Here is a 17,700-nt window from a genome sequence, read left to right as displayed (position 1 = left end):
CGCTGACGCTGAGCATCACCATCGCCGCCACGCTGGGTACGCCGCTGGCGCAGGCCTGCGGCCCGGATTTCCCCAATCGCCTGCTGCTCGATCGCAACGGCACGCTGCTCTCAATGCCGGAAGGCAACTTCACCTTTGAAACCAGCCGGCTGACGCCAGTCGACCCTCAGCTGCCGCGCTGGCAGGCGCCGCCGCCGCCCGGCCCGATGAAGCCGATGCCGCTGTCGCCGGAAACCGTCGCCATTAAGCAGATGCGCGCTGCCAAAACCGTGGAAGAAGCCGACGCCGTCAACAGCCAGGCGCTATCCGCCGCCGCGCGTCAGTACACGCTGGGCGCCGTCGCCTTTGCCGCCCGCGATCCACGCGCCGCAGACTATTTCCATCAGGTGCTGGCCCTGCCGGATGCCGAGCAGGGAGCATGGGGGCTGCGCGCGCGCTACTCCCTCGGACGGCTGCTGATGAATGACTACGGCACGCCGGAAGATGCCAATGCTTCCGCCACGCCTGTGCGCCCGGATGCGGCGCTGCTGCAGCAGGCGCTGGCCGCCTTTCAGCAGGTGATCGACCGCGTGAAAAGCGGCGGCGACGATCCGGACCAGCTGGCGCTCAGCAGCCTCGGGCAGCAGGCGCGCATCCATTTCTGGCTGGGTGATATCAAACGCGCCGCGCATCTCTATGCGCAGCAGGCGGCGCAGGGCGATGCGCAAGGCGGGCAGTCGCTGCAGTATGTCGCCAGCTATCTGGTCGACCCGCAGCACTTCGAACAGTTGAAAACGATCGCCGCCGATCCGCTGGTGCAGCAGCTGGTTACCGTCGAGCTGTTCGCCCGCAGCAGCAACCTGCAGGCGCAGGATGACGGCAGCACTCCGCCGCGTTCGCAGCAGGTCACCCAGCGTTTACTGACGCTGCTCGACAGCGAGACCAAGAGCGGCTTCAACGGCAGCGACCGCCTGGCGGCGCTGGCCTACCGCGCCGGCAACTACCCGCTCGCCGCCAGCCTGTTGCGCCACGCCGGCGACTCCGGCCTCGCCTGGTGGCTGCGCGCCAAAATGGCGCTGCGCAGCGGCAGCCTGCAGGATGCCACCGCCGCCTATGCTAAAGCGGCGGCCGCCTTCCCGGCGGATGAAAGCTGGGGCGAACAACGCGGCGAAAATTATGCACAGGAAACCATCATCCCCGACTGCCGGATCGCCGGTGAACAGGCGATTCTGGCGCTGAACCGCGGCGACTATCTGCAGGCGCTGACGCTGCTGTACCGCAGCAAGGATCTGTATTGGGCCGACGTAGCCGACGTGGCCGAGCGGGTGCTGACGATTGATGAACTGAAGGCGTTTGTCGATAAACAGGTGCCGCCGCCCAGCCAGCCGATCAAGCCGGTGGAGCCGGACGTGTATAACGGCCAGGTGCTGACGCCTGATATCCAGCTGCGCGAACTGCTGGCCCGGCGTCTGATGCGCGCCGGGCGCTATCAGGAAGCGCAGAACTACTTCGCCGTGCCAAACTTCCGCGCCGCCGCCCAGCAGCTGGCGCAGCAGTTCACCATGGCGCGCCAGAGCAGCAACGCCAGGCTGGCGCGGGCGCAGGCTTACTATCAGGCCGCAACGCTGCTGCGCGAACAGGGGCTGGAGCTGACCGGTTATGAAATGACGCCGGATTACGCCATTTACGGCGCCGGCTACTCTTACCTGGGCGATGCCTTCGACACCCGTGAATTGACGCATAAAAGCTGGATCGGCGCGGCAGAAGCCGCCCGCGCCGCCAAGGCGTTGCCGCCGCAGGACAACCGCTTCCTGCACTATCGCTGGCAGGCGGTGGCGGCGGCGCAGAAGGCCGCGGATTTACTGCCGCCGAAAAGCCAGGCGTACGGCGCGGTGCTGTGCAACGCCGCCAGCTGGGTGATCAAGCGCGATGCCAAGACCGGCCGCGCGCTGTATAAGCGTTACCTGGCCAACGGCAAGCCGGATGCCGCCCTGAGTCAGTTTGGCGAGCATTGCCCGGCGCCGGACTTCAAGGCGTTAACCGCCAAATCCTGACCCGCGCCGGATTACAGGCATAAAAAAACCCGGCTTTGCCGGGTTTTTTGGCTGCATCAGCCGTTATGCTTCGATCGCCATTTTCAGTTTTTTCATGGCGTTCTTTTCTAACTGACGCACACGCTCTGCGGAAACGCCGTAGCGGTCAGCCAGTTCCTGCAGGGTGGACTTGTTCTCATCGTCCAGCCAGCGGGCGCGAATAATGTGTTGGCTACGCTCATCCAGACCTTCCAGCGCATAGGCCAGTTTGTCGGCGGCGTTACTCTCCCAGTTGTCTTCTTCGATGCCTTCGGCAAAATCAGACGTTTTGTCCTGCAGGTACAGCACCGGCGCCATCGCCTGGCCGTCGCGCGCTTCGTCGTCCGGCGTCGGGTCAAAGGTCATGTCCTGCGCCGCCATGCGGGATTCCATCTCGCGCACGTCTTTGCTGGATACGCCCAGCTCACGCGCCACCAGCTCGACTTCATCCTGATTGAACCAGCCCAGACGCTGCTTGGTTTTACGCAGGTTAAAGAACAGCTTGCGCTGCGCCTTGGTGGTCGCAACTTTGACAATACGCCAGTTACGCAGCACGTATTCGTGAATTTCTGCCTTGATCCAATGCACCGCAAAGGAAACCAGACGCACGCCGACTTCCGGGTTGAAACGGCGCACTGCTTTCATCAGGCCGATATTACCTTCCTGGATCAGGTCCGCCTGCGGCAGGCCATAACCCGAGTAATTACGGGCAATATGAGCGACAAAGCGCAGGTGAGACAGGATCAGCTGCTTGGCCGCATCCAAATCGCCCTGGTAATGCAGCCGTTCAGCCAGCTCCCGCTCTTCCTCTGCAGTAAGCATCGGATAGGCGTTGGCGGCCCGAACATAGGCTTCCAAGCTGCCTTGGGGTACTAAGGCTAAAGTTTGCATTTCTTTGGTCATTCAAACCCTCTCTCTAATAAAACCGATCGTACAGGTGACGATACTGCTGCTGCAAACCACAACGCTGTTGCTGCCAAGCCTCTGCAAGGAGGTTTGTCGGTTGCCGGTTGAGCCTGGTGAGTATCTGTTTGGCGGGGAGTCAGTGATTTACGGTGATCATTGCAAAACGGTTCCACACGCCGGGCACCTTAACATTTGCTGCAATATTTGACCGTGTTCTTCCCTAAAAGTTCACCGTTTTTTCGATCGCAATGTTCATGACAATACGCGATGAACTGACGGCCGGATAGGGAATTCGTGCGCTTGAGCAGAGGCGGGATCTTTGAAGATCCGAAGCGGCTCTTCTCCTGCGGCACGGCAAACGCAGCAGGAGAAGAGTATATCAAAAAATTTTTTACTGTGGTGTAAATCGGCGTAAATGTTGCACTGTGGCCAACCAGGCGGCAATCCAGCCGATCATCGCGGCGATGATCAACAGCAGCAGCGCCTCATCCCAGCCGAGTCCGTGCAGGGTAAAGGTCGTGCCGAACACCTTCGCCACGCCGGCCACCACCGACTCCAGCTGCCACACCAGCGCGCCGGACAAAATCAGCGACAGCAGCGCGCCGAAGAAGCCCAGCATCGCGCCGCCGTTCAGGAACGGCCGCAGAATAAAGCCGTCGGTCGCGCCGATCAGCTTCATCACGTTGATGGTGTCGCGCCGGCTGAAAATGCTCAGACGTACGCTGTTGCCGATCACCAGGAATACCGCCACCACCATCAGAATGCCGATAATCGCCGCCACTTGCCCCACCAGCCCGGTCAGCGCCGCCAGGCGGGCGAACCAGCTGTCGTCCATACGCACTTCATCCACACCCTGCACCGCCGTCACGCGCTCGCGCAGCGTATTCAGGGTTTCCGAACTCTGGAAGTCCATTTTCGGCGTGATAATCGCCACCGCCGGCAGCGGGTTCTCTTCCAGCATATCCAGCGCCCCGCCGAAGCCGGACCAGTTGCGGAACTCGCCGAGCGCTTCTTCACGCGACAGATAATTGACCTTCTCAACGCCCGCTTCGGCCTTGATGGCGTCCAGCACCTTGACCGCAGCGTCATCGTCGAGCGATTTGTCGAGATACACCGTCAGCTGCGGCGTCGGATACCACTGGGTCGCCGCCGTGCTGACGTTCTTCCACACGATGTAGCACACGCTCGGCAGCGTCAGGGAGATGGCGATCACCATCACCGTCAGCAGGGTCGCCAGCGGCTGACGCAGCATATCCTTAATCGCATTCATCCACGCATAGCGCCACTGTTCACGCCAGCCGCCGCGCAGCGCCTTGCTCTTGGCGGTTTTTTTACTGTTCGCCATGCTGCACTCCTCCTATCATACGGCCCTGGCTGAGCGTCAGAATGCGGTAATTACGGCGGGCGATAAGCCCGGTGTCGTGGGTCGCCATCAGGACGGTCACCCCGACGCGGTTAAACTCTTCAAACAGGCGCAGGATGCCTTCCGACAGCGCGTCGTCCAGGTTGCCGGTCGGTTCATCCGCCAACAGCACCGCAGGTTTGTTCACCACCGCACGGGCGATGCCCACGCGCTGCTGCTCACCGCCGGACAGCTGGATCGGGAAGTTCTTCGCTTTGTCCAGCAGCCCGACCTTGTCCAGCGCCGCCGACACCCGACGACGGATATCCTCGCTGCTGGCGCCGGCGATAATCAGCGGCATCGCCACGTTGTCGTACACCGTACGGTCCAGTAGCAGATGGTGATCCTGGAAAATCATGCCGATCTGGCGGCGCAGGAACGGCACCTCGCTGTTTCTCAGCCGGCTGATGTCATGGCCGGCGAACCAGATGTGGCCGGCGCTCGGCCGTTCGATACCGCATATCAGTTTCAGCAGGGTACTCTTACCCGCCCCGGAATGGCCGGTCAGAAACGCCATTTCTGCCGGGCGCAGATGAAAATCCACCCCCTGCAACGCCTGACGCCCGCCCAGATAAGCTTTACTGACCTGTTCAAAGCGAATCATCCGTATTAATCCTCTCGGGCAAAAAGTGCCTCAATAAAATCGTCAGCCTTAAACGGCCGCAAATCTTCGATGCCTTCGCCAACGCCGATATAGCGAATCGGAATGCCGAACTGATCGGCAATGGCGAAGATCACCCCGCCCTTGGCGGTACCGTCCAGTTTAGTCAGCGTGATGCCGGTTAACCCTACGGCTTCATTAAATAATTTCGCCTGGCTGACCGCATTTTGACCGGTGCTGGCGTCCAGCGTCAGCATAACCTCATGGGGGGCGTCCTCGTCCAGTTTTTTCATTACCCGGACGATCTTCTTCAGCTCTTCCATCAGGTGGGCCTTATTCTGCAGACGCCCGGCGGTATCGGCGATCAGCACGTCGACGCCGCGCGCCTTGGCCGCCTGCACCGCATCGAAGATCACCGAGGCGGAATCGGCGCCGGTATGCTGCGCCACTACCGGAATGTGGTTGCGCTCGCCCCACACCTGCAGCTGCTCAACCGCCGCCGCGCGGAAGGTATCCCCCGCCGCCAGCATCACCGATTTGCCTTCGGCCTGGAACTGACGCGCCAGTTTACCGATGGTGGTGGTTTTGCCGACGCCGTTAACCCCGACCATCAGAATGACATACGGCGTTTTACCGCTGACATCCAGCGGCCGATCGACCTTGGCCAGAATTTCGGACATTTCTTCCTTCAGCTTGCCGTACAGCGCTTCTGCGTCTTTCAGCTGTTTGCGGCTGGCGTGCTGGGTGAGGGAAGTGATGATTTTACTGGTGGTTTCAACGCCAACGTCGGCGATCAGCAGCTGTTCTTCCAGCTCTTCAAACAGATCGTCGTCGATTTTCTTGCCACGGAACAGGCCGACAAAGCCGGAGCCCAGGTTCTGCTTGGTTTTGACCAGGCTGCGTTTCAGGCGCGCGAAGAAGCCCTCTTTGGTCGGCCGCTCCTGTTCCTGAGACGCCGCAGGCGCTACCGCCGCCACCTCCGGCTCAGCCTCTTCCTGCTCAGCCTCGGCAACGGCTTCCGCCGCCGCGGGTTCAACCTCTATCACCGGCTCGGCCTCTACGACCGTTTCAGCCTCTGCGACAGGTTCAGCTTCGACAACCGGTTCGGCTTCTGCGACCGGCTCAGTTTCGACAACAGGTTCGGCTTTTGCGACCGGCTCAACCTCGACAACCGGTTCGGCTTCTGCAACCGGCTCAGCCTCGACAACCGGTTCGGCTTCTGCGACCGGTTCAGCCTCAACAACGGTTTCCGCTTCCGGTGCCGCATCCTTCTCCACCAGCAGTTCAGCGATGGCCGGCGCGGCCGCATCAACGCTCTCAACCGGTTTGGCATCGCTGGCTGCAGCGTCGTCGGCCGGCGCATCCGGCTGAGGCATCACCGCTTCAACGATCTCGTCCTGCGTGTACACCGGCGCCGCCTCGGCGTCCTGTTCCTGCTGTTCTGCCGCCGGCGCGGCATGCGCCGCAATCTCCGGCACATTTTCGGCAACCTGTTCGGTGCTGCCGTCCCACTCGCCCGGCAGATCGACGGATGCGGCAGGTTCGGATTCCCGTGCGGGGAGCTTATCGTCCAGCGTGGTCGCCGGCGCAGGCGCTACCGCCGGCGCTTCAGATTCGGCCTGCTCAGCCTGCGGCTCCGGCTGTTTCTCTTCCTTCTGGCCGAAACCCAGCCAGGAGAAAAACCCACGTTTTTTTTCTTTTGCCATGCTGTGACCCTAACTCCGTACCAATGGCTGAATAACGAAAATAATTTAACCCCCGAGTCTATCACTTTCCCTCGCGGAGCAACACGCATCCGGCAGCTGAAAATCCGCCAACGGCCGTTGTTCGAAGCATCTTCACCGCCGCATCCCGCGGCATAAACCGCAAATTGCCAGACGGCGCGCTATTTCCCCGCGGCGCTCTCCCCGTTAGAATAGCGTTAACTTTTCTCGATCTGCGAAATTCATTAAGACTTTTATGGCAAGACTATCGTCGCGGCCCGCGCCCCGCAAAGCGCAGACGGCCGCTGCCGGACAAATCCGCATTATCGGCGGCCAGTGGCGCGGACGTAAATTGCCGGTGCCGAACAGCGCCGGGCTGCGCCCCACCACCGATCGGGTGCGTGAAACGCTGTTTAACTGGCTGGCGCCGGTGATCCAGGGCGCGCGCTGTCTGGACTGTTTTGCCGGCAGCGGCGCGCTGGGTCTGGAGGCGCTGTCGCGCTACGCCGGCAGCGCCACGCTGCTGGAGTATGAACGCCCGGTTGCCCAGCAGCTGGAAAAAAACCTGGCGTTGCTTAACGGCAACGGCCAGGTGATCAACACCAATGCATTGAACTGGCTGGCAAACGCCGGTGAGGCCTATGATGTGGTGTTCCTCGACCCGCCGTTCCGCAAGGGGCTGCTGGCGCAGACCGTCGATCTGCTGGAGCAGCAGGGCTGGCTGGCCGATGAGGCCTGGGTGTACGTGGAGGCCGAAGCCGAAAGCGCCGCCGCCGACGTGCCGGCCAACTGGGCGCTGCATCGAGAAAAGGTCGCCGGACAGGTGGCCTACCGTCTTTATATCCGTTCCGCCAAAGAGAAAACTGAAAATGCTGATTAATATGGGCCGCCTGCTGATGCTGTGCGTATGGGGCTTCCTGCTGACCAACCTGATCCACCCGTTCCCCAAGCCGCTGAAATACTTTATCGACGTGGCGCTGTTCTTTATGGTGGTGATGCACGGGCTGCAGGTGGTATTGCTGAAATCCACCCAGCCGAAAGATCAGCCCATCAGCTACTGGCAGGAAGCCAAAATCTTTATCTTCGGCGTGTTTGAACTGCTGGCCTGGCAGAAAAAACAGCCGCCGCTGAAGAAGAAGTAACTCCCCGCCTTTACTGCTCCGCGGTAAATGAAATAAAGCGCGTACCCTGCATCTTCAGGGTGCCGCGCGCGCCGGGCGTTATCGGCTCATACTGCGGCTGCTTCAGCCGCACCACCAGGCTCTCGCCGCCGCGCTGCGGCTGGAAGGTCACCTCATAACGCATCGCTTCATTGACGATATGCTCGCGCTGGCGTGAACGGTTGGTGCTGGCCGCAAAGGCGCGTTTGTCGCTCACCACAACCTGCGTGGCGCGCACCGGCTCGCGATCGTTCGCCGCCTCCTGCTTACGCTGGCTGAAGTAACGCTGCGTCGCCAGTACGGCGATCAACGCCACCACGGCGATAAAAATCAGCGGGGGTTTACTCATCTCTTTCCCATTTCCTTTACCGCTAAAAGCGGGTAAACATAGCACTCAGTGGAAAACCTTAGCGCACAGCAACGTGCTTCTCTATAGCCGGACAAATAACGTCGCACGCCTGATTCAGGTATACACTGAAGAAGTGACGCAGGTGACATTTTTTGCGCCGCCCGATGGCGGCGCTGATGACTAAAAGGAAGATATATGAGTTGGCCATTCCTTGCCGTATTCTTTTCCGGTTGGTTATACGTTGACGCCGCCTATCGCGGTCCGAGCTGGCAGCGCTGGCTGTTCAAACCCGTCACGCTGCTGCTGTTGCTGCTGCTCGCCTGGCAGGCGCCGGTGCTCGGCGCCGCCGGCTATCTGATCGTCTTTGGCCTGCTGGCCACCCTGGCGGGTGATGCCCTGCTGCAACTGCCCCGCCAGCAGATGCTGTACGCCCTCGGCGCATTCTTCCTTGCCCATCTGCTGTATGCCCTCAGCTTCGCCAGCCAGATGACCTTCAGCCTGTTTTGGCCGCTGCCGCTGGCGCTGCTGATCATCGGCGTACTGCTGCTGGCGACGCTGTGGACGCGCATTAGCGAACAGCGCTGGGCGGTGGTGGCCTACGTCGGCATGACGCTGCTGATGGTCTGGCTGGCCGGCGAGCAGTACTTCCTGCGCAGCACCGACTACGGTTTCTCGCTGCTGGCCGGCACCTCGCTGCTGTTGCTGGCAAGCATTGTCTGGCTGGTGAGCCACTACCGCAGCCGATTCCGCGCCGCCGACGCCATCGTCGCCTTCTGCTACTTTGCCGGTCACTTTCTGATTGTGCGTTCGCTGTATCTGTAAGCCTGCGGGTTCGCGCCGGCGAACCGGTGACTCAGTCCAGCGCCTTCAGGGTCAGGCCGTCCTCATCGCCGATGCGGTGGCGATAAACGTCGCCGTCACGTGAAAAGAACGCCAACGTGGCGCCATCCGCCTGTAGCAGCGCGATGCCGTCCGGTGTGGGACGCCAGCCGGCCGCCGGTGCAGTCAGCAGCGTCTGCAGACACTGCTGCTCATCCTGCAGCTGATAGCCATTGGCGGCCGGCTGTTTGTCAGCCCGCAACGCGACCCGGCACTGCGTGTCGCCCCTGGCGACCTGCCATTCACCCGCCAGAGACTGCGCGGAAGGAAGAACCAGACTGCTGGCCATAGCGGCTCCTGTTGTTATGCAATATGTCATTATCGCGGCCACCACCGGGGTGACGCGCCTCCTGCGTTTGCTCATGCTCTGCTCACCGTAAACGTGGCGGGCGCGCCGACAAGGCCACGCCCGCCTGCCGGTCAACCGGCAATGGCCAAATAACGGCCTAGACGATAAAGTCGGTGGCGACGTCCGCCTGTCCGACAATTTTCACCAGGAAGTCCGGCGTGCTATGTCCGCCGAAGTCCACCGCCAGATCGCTGACGTTGTTGGCGGCATCATAGGTTAACAGGGCTTCGCCCGCCGCGCCGCTGAAGTGGTCGACAAAATGAACCCCCTCGCCGCCTTTGTTAAAGTATGACAGATCGATTTTATCGATACCCTTCTGGAAGTCACGGATCCAGTCCGGCGCGCCCGGCGTGGAGTCGCTGACGGCGGAGAACACAAAGGTGTCGCTGCCGGCGCCGCCCCACAGTTCATCGGCGCCGCCGCCGCCGAACAGGATGTCGTTGCCCGCGCCGCCCTTGAGCACGTTATCCGCCTGATTGCCGACCAGCACGTCATTGCCGGAACCGCCGATGGCGTTCTCAATGGTCACACCCGCCGCAATCGACACGTTGCCCTTCAGGCCGCCGACGTCGGAGAATGACTTCTCGTTCAGGTTGATACGCTGGTCGGCGCTATAGCCGGAGAAATCAAAGGTATCGTTGCCACCGGCATCCCACACGGAGAAGATCACTTTTTCCGCGTTGCTGCTGGTGCTGAAGAAGTCGCGGTCGGTATTGGAGTTAAAGCCGTATACCGTATCGCCGGTGCGGGTGCTCATGTTGGCGCCGTACAGGTGCTGGATCGCCGAAATGTCGTCCAGCAGCGGGCCGGCGGCATAATGACCGCCGTTGTCGCCGCCGGTGTTGCTTTCACTCCAGTAGCTCATCAGGCTGAACATGCGGGTATCTTCCGCATAGCTGGCGTCGCGATAGGAAGGGTTACCCTGGCCGGCGTTGTAATCACCGGGGTGGCTCAGGCCCAGGGCATGGCCGATTTCATGGGTAAAGGTCTGGCGACCGTAGTCTTCAGAAGCCGGGTGCTGAATATTGGACTGGTTGATGTTGTACCAGCTTTGGCCGGAGACGCTGCCGGAGCCCGGCAGCCAAGCATACGCCTGCGTGTCATAGTCGGTCTGGCCGTACTGATCCTGGCTGTAGTTGCCGAAGGTGATATTGGCTTTTTGCGTGCCGGACACCTCGGTGAAGGTGATATTGGCGACGTCAGACCAGGACTGCAGCGACAGTTTGGCCTGCTGCTGCTGTTCGGTGCTGAACTTGCTTAACCCGCGATCGCCGCCGCCGTTGGCGGAATTGAACTGATAGTCGGGGAAAGAGAACGTCAATTTTACCGGCGTATCAAATACGCCTTTTCCATTCCAGGTTTGGTTAGTACGGGTAATATATAACCCGGCATCTTCCGTAGAAAATGAGTCCTTGCCATTAACTTGAATCCCATTACCGCGTTGGTGATAATGCAGTAAGTCATTCACCGCATCATAACCGGATTTGGCAGCGGCCAGGCTGGATTCATTTGTTTCTATCGCTTTTTTCTTCGATTGCATTGGTTCGATTCCACGCATTATTTGATCGTTAACGATCAAATAGATAAACATAACCTTCCCTGTTACTGCGTAATGACATCACGCAGATCCCTGGGAAGACGCGTATGCGCCAGTGATGGCTTGAATGTAGACGGAATTAATACATAACAATCAGTAAATAAGATCACCACCCCAAATGGTAATCGTTTCCAAGTATAGATAGCGACATTAAAAGGATCTCAGAATTAAAAACTTTTTAAATTACATATGAAAGTGTTTTTATCTGGAAAAACAGGAAAATCACACATATGAAACATGAAAATCATGACAAGAAAGCGACAAAGGCCAATAAGAACGCCATATCGAGCGGCGAGTGTTTCATGCTGGTACTTTTCAGATCGCCTGAGTTTTTATTTACTCAAATGATGAATTGATCACAATATTATTTCGCACACAAATTGATTAAGCGCAAAATGGTCAATTAATACGATAAGAAATAAATATAGAAAGCAAAATAACGCCTAAGGAAATAATAAAAACCTCTGGATTGAGCTGCATATTATTAGCATGCTAAATAAAATCATTTCATTAATTAACCACTCGCCGATGTGATTCCCCTTGACTCTGGAGTTGGCTCCAGGGTGTAGAGTCAGCCACGATAATGATCGTTAACTGCCTGGGGGCGTTATGCATACTCATCAAGACCATCAACACCACGAACATAACCATCATGACGGCGACTGCGGCTGCAACCACAGCCACGCCAAAAACCAACACGGCTGCAGCAGTGAAAAACCCACGGATGCCGCAGGCCAGGCCTGCAGCGACGGCCATCAACATACGCATCAACACGGCGCAAGCTGCTGCGACAGCGGCGACCCGGATGAGGAAAGCGACAGGTTAAGCGCCGCTCCCCCAGCCGGCAGCCAACGTTTTAGCTGGAAGGTCAACGGCATGGATTGCCCAAGCTGTGCCAAAAAAATCGAAAACGCCGTCACCGCCGTACCTGGCGTCGATAGCGCGCGCGTGCTGTTCGCCACCGAAAAACTGGTGGTGGATGCGCAGAACGATATCAGCCAGCACGTGCAGGATGCGGTCGCGCAGGCCGGCTTTACCCTGCAGGGCATCGGCAACCAGCCGCAGCCGGCGTCGGAAAGCCCATCGCGTTTTGCGCCCTACGCGCCTTTATTACTGCTGACGGCGCTGATGATCCTCAGTTGGGCGCTTGACCGCATCAACCCACAATGGGGTAGCGTCGCCTTTATCGCCACCACGCTGGTCGGGCTGGCGCCGATCGCGCGCAAGGCACTGCGTTTAATCCGTTCCGGCACGCCGTTTGCCATTGAAACCCTGATGAGCGTCGCCGCCATCGGCGCGCTGTTTATCGGCGCCACCGCTGAGGCGGCGATGGTGCTGCTGCTGTTTATGGTCGGTGAACTGCTGGAATCCTACGCTGCCAACCGGGCGCGCCGCGGCATCACCGCGTTGATGGCGCTGGTGCCGGAAGAGGCGGTGCTGCTGAACGGCAGCCAGCGCCGGCGCGTACCGGTCGGCAACCTGCGGCCGGGCGATGTGATTGAAATCGCCCCCGGCGCCCGGCTGCCGGCCGATGCCGAGCTGATTAACCCGTTCGCCAGCTTCGACGAAAGCGCGCTGACCGGCGAGTCCGTGCCGGTGGAGCGTCAGCAGGGTGAAAAAGTGGCGGCGGGCAGCCTGTCGGTCGATCAGTCCGTACAGATGAAGGTAGTCTCCGAGCCGGGCAAAAACGCCATTGACCGCATCCTGCAACTGATTGAAGAGGCGGAAGAGCGCCGCGCGCCGATTGAGCGTTTCCTTGACCGCTTCAGCCGCTACTACACGCCGGCTATCATGCTGCTGTCGCTGGCCGTGATTCTGCTGCCGCCGCTGCTGTTCTCCCAGCCGTGGGAAACCTGGATTTACCGCGGCCTGACGCTGCTGCTGATCGGTTGTCCGTGCGCGCTGGTGATTTCAACGCCGGCGGCCATCACCTCCGGCCTGGCGGCGGCCACCCGGCGCGGTTCGCTGATTAAAGGCGGCGCCGCCCTCGAGCAGCTGGGGCAGGTGCAAACCATCGCATTTGATAAAACCGGCACCCTGACCGAAGGCAAGCCGACGGTCACCGACGCGCTGCCGATCGGCGCGCTGAGCGAACAGCAGCTGCTGACGCTGGCGGCAGCGGTCGAAGCCGGTTCGCACCATCCGCTAGCGCAGGCGATCGTTCGCCGCGCCGAACAATATGGCGCACCGCTGCCGCTGGCCGACAACCGTCGCGCGCTGGCCGGCGTCGGCATCGAAGGGCAGCTTGACGGCAAAACGGTGCGCATCAGCGCGCCGGCCAAACTGGCGCCGGGGCTGCTGGACGCCACCTGGCAAACCCGTCTGGAACAGTTGGAAAGTGAAGGGAAAACCGTGGTGGTGGCGTTGGAGGATAATCAGCCGGTCGGCCTGCTGGCCCTGCGTGATACGCTGCGCAGCGATGCACGACAGGCGATCGACGCGCTCGGTCAGCTGGGCATCAACGGCGTAATGCTGACCGGCGACAACCCGCGCGCCGCGGCCGCCATCGCCCGTGAACTGGGCATCGATTACCGCGCCGGACTGCTGCCGGAAGATAAGGTCACGGCGGTGACGGAATTGAGCCGGCAGCGGCCGACGGCGATGCTCGGCGACGGCATCAACGACGCGCCGGCGATGAAAGCCGCCAGCATCGGCATCGCCATGGGCAGCGGCACCGATGTCGCGCTGGAGACCGCCGATGCAGCGCTGACGCACAACCGCCTGCTGGGCATTGCCGAGATGGTGCGCATCTCACGCGCCACCCACGCCAACATCCGGCAGAACATCACCATCGCGCTGGGGCTGAAAGGGATTTTCCTGGTCACCAGCCTGCTGGGCATCACCGGGCTGTGGCTGGCGGTGCTGGCCGACTCCGGTGCCACCGCGCTGGTGACGCTCAATGCAATCCGGCTGTTAAAAAACCGTCAATGATCTTATCGTGCTCCGCGCTGCGCGCGGGGCACGATAGCCGCATTAAATGTACGCACATCCATATTTTATTTATTATACCCTTGCGCTCTTACCATAAGAATACTCCGCTTTTTTTCGCGTATTTCCATGCAAAGAGCCTTAACTATGAAAGCCTTTAACTATAAAAACGTTATCTTCGTTCCCGCTGCTCTGTTTTCAGTGGTAACATTTGCGCAACAAACCACGCCTGAAGACACCGAACGTCTAATCGATAATGCCCAGCGCCCCGCTTTTGCCCAGGGCGCATTGCCAGCGGCCAGCCAGCAGGACGCCACGCCGTCAGCCCAGCTGCCCGCAACGCCACTGCAGTCCACCTCTCAGCGGCACACACTGCCTTTCTGGGGCGATGAAGCGCGCGCCCGCGGCTACGACCTGCCGGAAACCTTCGGTATCGGCATCAACCATATGAATATGCGGCAAAATATCGAGGTCAGCAGCATCAGTTTCTCCGGGCTGGGCTGGGATACCTTCCAGATGCCGGGCAATCTGTTTAATATCAAGGCCGAAAACAGCCGCGAAAAAAGCAAAACCGAAACGATGCGCCTCGACGCTTGGGTGCTGCCGTTCCTCAACGTCTACGGCATCGTCGGCCATACCCGCGGCAGCTCCCACTCGATCGTCTCCGTGGACTCCGACCCTAGCCAATTCAGCGGTTTTATGGAAAAAATCATCGCGTCCGCCGTCCATCAAATGAACAAAAGCGGCCAGCTGCAAAATCTCGATTTCAACCTGGACTTTAAAGGCACCACCTACGGCGCCGGCTTTACGCTGGCCGGCGGCTATGAAAGCTGGTTCGCCACGCTGGACACTAACTACACGCGCACCGACTTCAATATTCTCGACGGGCAAATCTCGGCGCTCACCGTCACGCCGCGCGTCGGCTACCGTTTCCAGACGCCGGGCATCAGCGGCACCAGCCACCTGAACCTGTGGGTCGGCAGCATGTATCAGGACGTACAACAAGAGTTTAAAGGCAGCCTGGGGGATCTGAATATGCCGGCCGCCCTGCAGCCATTGATCAACATTGCCAACCAACGGGGCGAAGGCCGCTTCCGGGTCAAGCAACACCTGCAGTCGCCGTGGAACGTGCTGGTCGGCGCGCAATATGAGATCACCAGAAACTTCAACGTGATGACGGAAATCGGCTTTAGCGAACGCAACAGTGCGATGGTTTCTGCCGAATACCGCTTCTGATGCGGCGCTGGCTTCCCCTTCTGCTGCTGGCAGCGCACACGGCAGCCCACGCCACACTGCCCAGCCGGCAGCAGATTGACGATTTATTGCGCCCGCTGGGCGCAGACAACCAGTTTGACCACCGGAAAACCATCGACTGGGGCGTGCTGCCCGGGCCGTTTTATACCCCGGAGCTGGGCCTGGGCATCGGCACCGCCGTGGTCGGCATGTATCGCCCGGACAGCAGCGACAGCGTCAGCCAGAACTCCACGCTGGCGCTGAAAGGCTTTTTCAGCTCAACCGGCGCGTTCGGCGTCGGGTTTGAAAACTACAGCTTCTTCGCCAACGACCAGTGGCGCTTTTTCGCCACCGGCAGCATGAAAAATATGCCCACCTATTACTGGGGCACCGGCTATCAGGCCGGCCGGCGCGACAGCAACAAGGAAAAATATACCCAGCAGTCGCTGCAGGTCGCGCCTGCCGTGATGTACCGCATTGCCGACGCCACTTATCTGGGCCTCGGCTGGGACTTCTCCTCCACCCACGCCGACGATCCGGACAACGGCGACCACAGCCTGTTTCTGGCGGAAGCCGCCGGGCCGTCTTCGGTCAGCTCCGGCGTCAGCGCACGTTTCAGCTACGACACGCGGGACTTTGTCGCCAACGCCAGCCGCGGGCAGTACTTCAACCTGACCTATACCCATTTCGCGCCCGAGCTGGGCAGCGACAGCCGCTTCGAAACGCTGGAATCCCAGTACAATCTGTACCATAGTCTGAGCGCCAAAAGCGTGCTGGCGCTCGACCTCTACGGCCGTTTTGCCAGCGGCGAGGTGCCGTGGGATCGCCTGTCGGAACTGGGTAATGACAACCGCATGCGCGGCTACTATCAGGGGCGCTACCGCGATCGCAACGCCTTCAGCGGTCAGCTTGAGTACCGCCGCAAACTCAACTGGCGGCACGGCTATGTACTGTGGGCCGGCACCGGCACCATGAGCCGCGATGCCGGCGATCTGGGACGCGGCAACTGGCTGCCGACCGTCGGCGCCGGCTACCGTTTCGAGTTTAAACCGCGGATGAACGTACGCCTCGACTTCGGCGTCGGACGTCAGAGCAGCGGGTTCTATTTTCAGGTGGGAGAAGCTTTTTAATGCGTTATTGCGCGCTGATATTCATCATATTTCTGAATACGGCACAGGCCAGCGCGGCGATGGAGACCATTGTCACGGCACAGTCGACCCGCGTCACGCGTATCGACTGGCCGGTGGCTCCCCCACTGTCCGCGCCGGACGGGTTGCGCCCGTGCTGCGCCTTCGGCTTCAATCTCAACGTGCAGGCGTTGGGCATTCCGGTGCCCTTCTACCAGCTGGACAACGTGGTGGAGGCCGGCCGGCTCGGTCATCACCGCTATAACGACAGCGCCTTCGGCGCCGTCAGCAATGTGCTGGGGCTGAGCAGCGAGCGGGACGGCCTGCTGTACACCCGCCGCGGCGGGTTTATCGATATCGCCCACGTGCGCGACACCGCTGACAATACCCTGTACCTGTTCAGCCAGATCCTGCCGCGCCTCGGCCAGCGCTGGCACATTTCCCTGGGGGAAGAGCTGGCGCAGCGGCGGATTCAGCTCAACGCCTTTACGCCGCCGGATGACGCGGCACAGCGCTATACGCTGGCGGCCTACCTGGCGGGGAAACTGGCGTATCAGCTGGCCGCCTGGCATGAAATTGCCCAGTGGTATGGCTACCAGTCCGTGCCCGGTTTTTCCGAGGAGATTTCCGCCTTTTCGCCGGAGGATCTCTACTCCAATCTGCTGGGCGCGCGGCTGGCGATCGATGCGATTTTGCAGGGCGGCGCGGTGTCGGTCGGCAGCTATAACCGCGCGATGGAAACGCTGCTGCCTGCGGCGCTCAATCAGCTCGGGGCGGTGTCCGCCACGCAGACCCGGCGACAGCTGGCCGGCATTGACGGCGACTGGTGGGACAGCCACCGGCGGGTGCCGGAGAAGTTTTTGGTACTGAAACGCAACTACGATACCGGCGACAACCGCCTGCCGACGCCGGTGCCGTTCGAACGCACCGCGCCGCAGCGCCTGATGCTGCCGCAGCAGCTCTACGGCATCTCACTGAGCGATATCGGGGAGTTACAGCTCTGGCCGGGCAGCGCCCCGCGTCATCTGCCGCCGCCGTCGCCGTACTATACGGCGGCAGACTTCAGCGACCTGGCGCTGCACGCCCGGGCGGAGGATGCGCGGCAGATACTGGAAAAACGCTGACGGGCGGCACACCAGCCTCAGGCGGCGGCGGTGCCTTTACGCAGCAGGTAGCGGTAAGGGGTCTGCTCCGTTTCCTGCGCCACCAGCGTATGCTCCATAAAACGGCAGAAGCCGGGAATATCGCGAGTGGTGGCCGGATCGTCGGCAATGATCAGCAGCGTTTGGCCATTGTCCATATGGCGCACGGTTTTACGCACCATCATGACCGGTTCAGGACAGCGCAGGCCAAGCGCATCGAGCGTTTGGTCAGCCTGGGAAAAGATGTCACTCATGTTATTTATCTCGATCAAC

General features: G+C 60.5%; 16 protein-coding genes. 8 read left to right on the top strand and 8 right to left on the bottom strand.

Going from position 1 to position 17,700, the window contains the following annotated elements; genetic code table 11:
- Nucleotides 1-113 precede the first annotated feature (113 nt).
- Nucleotides 114-2,033, top strand: a complete 1,920-nt coding sequence (locus D781_RS00915) for a hypothetical protein (RefSeq protein ID WP_233494149.1) — start codon at nucleotides 114-116, stop codon at nucleotides 2,031-2,033.
- A gap of 63 nt (nucleotides 2,034-2,096) precedes the next feature.
- Here D781_RS00915 and rpoH read toward each other — a convergent pair whose 3' ends face one another.
- From rpoH to ftsY, 4 genes are all read right to left on the bottom strand, one after another.
- The gene (rpoH, locus tag D781_RS00910; protein WP_015344177.1) at nucleotides 2,097-2,954 is read right to left on the bottom strand and encodes an RNA polymerase sigma factor RpoH; all 858 of its coding nucleotides are present in this window, start codon (nucleotides 2,952-2,954) and stop codon (nucleotides 2,097-2,099) included.
- A 394-nt stretch (nucleotides 2,955-3,348) separates the two neighbouring features.
- Complete coding sequence (ftsX, locus tag D781_RS00905; RefSeq protein WP_015344176.1) at nucleotides 3,349-4,302, bottom strand: permease-like cell division protein FtsX; 954 nt, start codon at nucleotides 4,300-4,302, stop codon at nucleotides 3,349-3,351.
- Nucleotides 4,289-4,963 (bottom strand): cell division ATP-binding protein FtsE, encoded by a 675-nt coding sequence (gene ftsE / locus D781_RS00900; RefSeq protein ID WP_015344175.1) that lies wholly within the window; start codon nucleotides 4,961-4,963, stop codon nucleotides 4,289-4,291. Before ftsE ends, ftsX begins: the two co-directional genes overlap by 14 nt.
- Before the next feature lie 5 nt (nucleotides 4,964-4,968).
- Nucleotides 4,969-6,666 carry a signal recognition particle-docking protein FtsY gene (gene ftsY / locus D781_RS00895; protein WP_015344174.1) on the bottom strand — a complete coding sequence of 566 codons (1,698 nt, stop codon included), beginning with the start codon at nucleotides 6,664-6,666 and terminating at the stop codon, nucleotides 4,969-4,971.
- Nucleotides 6,667-6,919: 253 nt separating this feature from the next.
- Here ftsY and rsmD point away from each other — a divergent pair, with 253 nt between their 5' ends.
- Together rsmD and D781_RS00885 are read left to right on the top strand one after the other, a co-directional pair.
- The gene (rsmD, locus tag D781_RS00890; protein WP_015344173.1) at nucleotides 6,920-7,543 is read left to right on the top strand and encodes a 16S rRNA (guanine(966)-N(2))-methyltransferase; all 624 of its coding nucleotides are present in this window, start codon (nucleotides 6,920-6,922) and stop codon (nucleotides 7,541-7,543) included.
- Entirely contained in the window at nucleotides 7,533-7,805 is a 273-nt protein-coding gene (locus tag D781_RS00885) for a DUF1145 family protein (protein ID WP_015344172.1), read from the top strand. Before rsmD ends, D781_RS00885 begins: the two co-directional genes overlap by 11 nt.
- A gap of 10 nt (nucleotides 7,806-7,815) precedes the next feature.
- Here D781_RS00885 and D781_RS00880 read toward each other — a convergent pair whose 3' ends face one another.
- The gene (locus D781_RS00880; protein WP_015344171.1) at nucleotides 7,816-8,172 is read right to left on the bottom strand and encodes a DUF2500 domain-containing protein; all 357 of its coding nucleotides are present in this window, start codon (nucleotides 8,170-8,172) and stop codon (nucleotides 7,816-7,818) included.
- 195 nt (nucleotides 8,173-8,367) lie between these two features.
- Here D781_RS00880 and D781_RS00875 point away from each other — a divergent pair, with 195 nt between their 5' ends.
- The gene (locus D781_RS00875) at nucleotides 8,368-8,994 is read left to right on the top strand and encodes a lysoplasmalogenase (protein ID WP_015344170.1); all 627 of its coding nucleotides are present in this window, start codon (nucleotides 8,368-8,370) and stop codon (nucleotides 8,992-8,994) included.
- A 31-nt stretch (nucleotides 8,995-9,025) separates the two neighbouring features.
- Here the strand turns inward: D781_RS00875 and D781_RS00870 are convergent, their stop codons facing one another.
- Both D781_RS00870 and D781_RS00865 read right to left on the bottom strand, forming a co-directional pair.
- On the bottom strand, nucleotides 9,026-9,340 hold the full coding sequence (locus D781_RS00870) for a protease inhibitor Inh/omp19 family protein (RefSeq protein WP_015344169.1): 315 nt from the start codon (nucleotides 9,338-9,340) through the stop codon (nucleotides 9,026-9,028).
- Nucleotides 9,341-9,497: 157 nt separating this feature from the next.
- Complete coding sequence (locus D781_RS00865) at nucleotides 9,498-10,940, bottom strand: serralysin family metalloprotease (protein WP_041411689.1); 1,443 nt, start codon at nucleotides 10,938-10,940, stop codon at nucleotides 9,498-9,500.
- 666 nt (nucleotides 10,941-11,606) lie between these two features.
- On the opposite strand from D781_RS00865, the gene D781_RS00860 reads away from it, so the two are divergent.
- From D781_RS00860 to D781_RS00845, 4 genes are all read left to right on the top strand, one after another.
- Nucleotides 11,607-13,928 (top strand): zinc/cadmium/mercury/lead-transporting ATPase, encoded by a 2,322-nt coding sequence (locus tag D781_RS00860; RefSeq protein ID WP_015344167.1) that lies wholly within the window; start codon nucleotides 11,607-11,609, stop codon nucleotides 13,926-13,928.
- Nucleotides 13,929-14,072: 144 nt separating this feature from the next.
- Nucleotides 14,073-15,161, top strand: coding sequence for a hypothetical protein (locus D781_RS00855; RefSeq protein WP_015344166.1), 1,089 nt, complete (start codon nucleotides 14,073-14,075; stop codon nucleotides 15,159-15,161).
- Nucleotides 15,161-16,288 carry a BamA/TamA family outer membrane protein gene (locus D781_RS00850; protein ID WP_015344165.1) on the top strand — a complete coding sequence of 376 codons (1,128 nt, stop codon included), beginning with the start codon at nucleotides 15,161-15,163 and terminating at the stop codon, nucleotides 16,286-16,288. The genes D781_RS00855 and D781_RS00850 overlap by 1 nt, the downstream gene beginning before the upstream one ends.
- Nucleotides 16,289-16,347: 59 nt before the next feature.
- Nucleotides 16,348-17,409: a DUF4056 domain-containing protein gene (locus D781_RS00845; RefSeq protein WP_233494108.1), complete on the top strand. Its 1,062-nt coding sequence runs from the start codon at nucleotides 16,348-16,350 to the stop codon at nucleotides 17,407-17,409.
- A 17-nt stretch (nucleotides 17,410-17,426) separates the two neighbouring features.
- Here the strand turns inward: D781_RS00845 and tusA are convergent, their stop codons facing one another.
- Nucleotides 17,427-17,681 carry a sulfurtransferase TusA gene (gene tusA, locus D781_RS00840; protein WP_015344163.1) on the bottom strand — a complete coding sequence of 85 codons (255 nt, stop codon included), beginning with the start codon at nucleotides 17,679-17,681 and terminating at the stop codon, nucleotides 17,427-17,429.
- Between the last annotated feature and the right edge of the window lie 19 nt (nucleotides 17,682-17,700).

Origin of the sequence: Serratia sp. FGI94, assembly GCF_000330865.1 — a bacterium.
Lineage (GTDB): Bacteria > Pseudomonadota > Gammaproteobacteria > Enterobacterales > Enterobacteriaceae > Serratia_B > Serratia_B rubidaea.
Note: the sequence above shows the minus strand (reverse complement) of the source record. Positions and strands in the feature narration are given on the sequence as shown.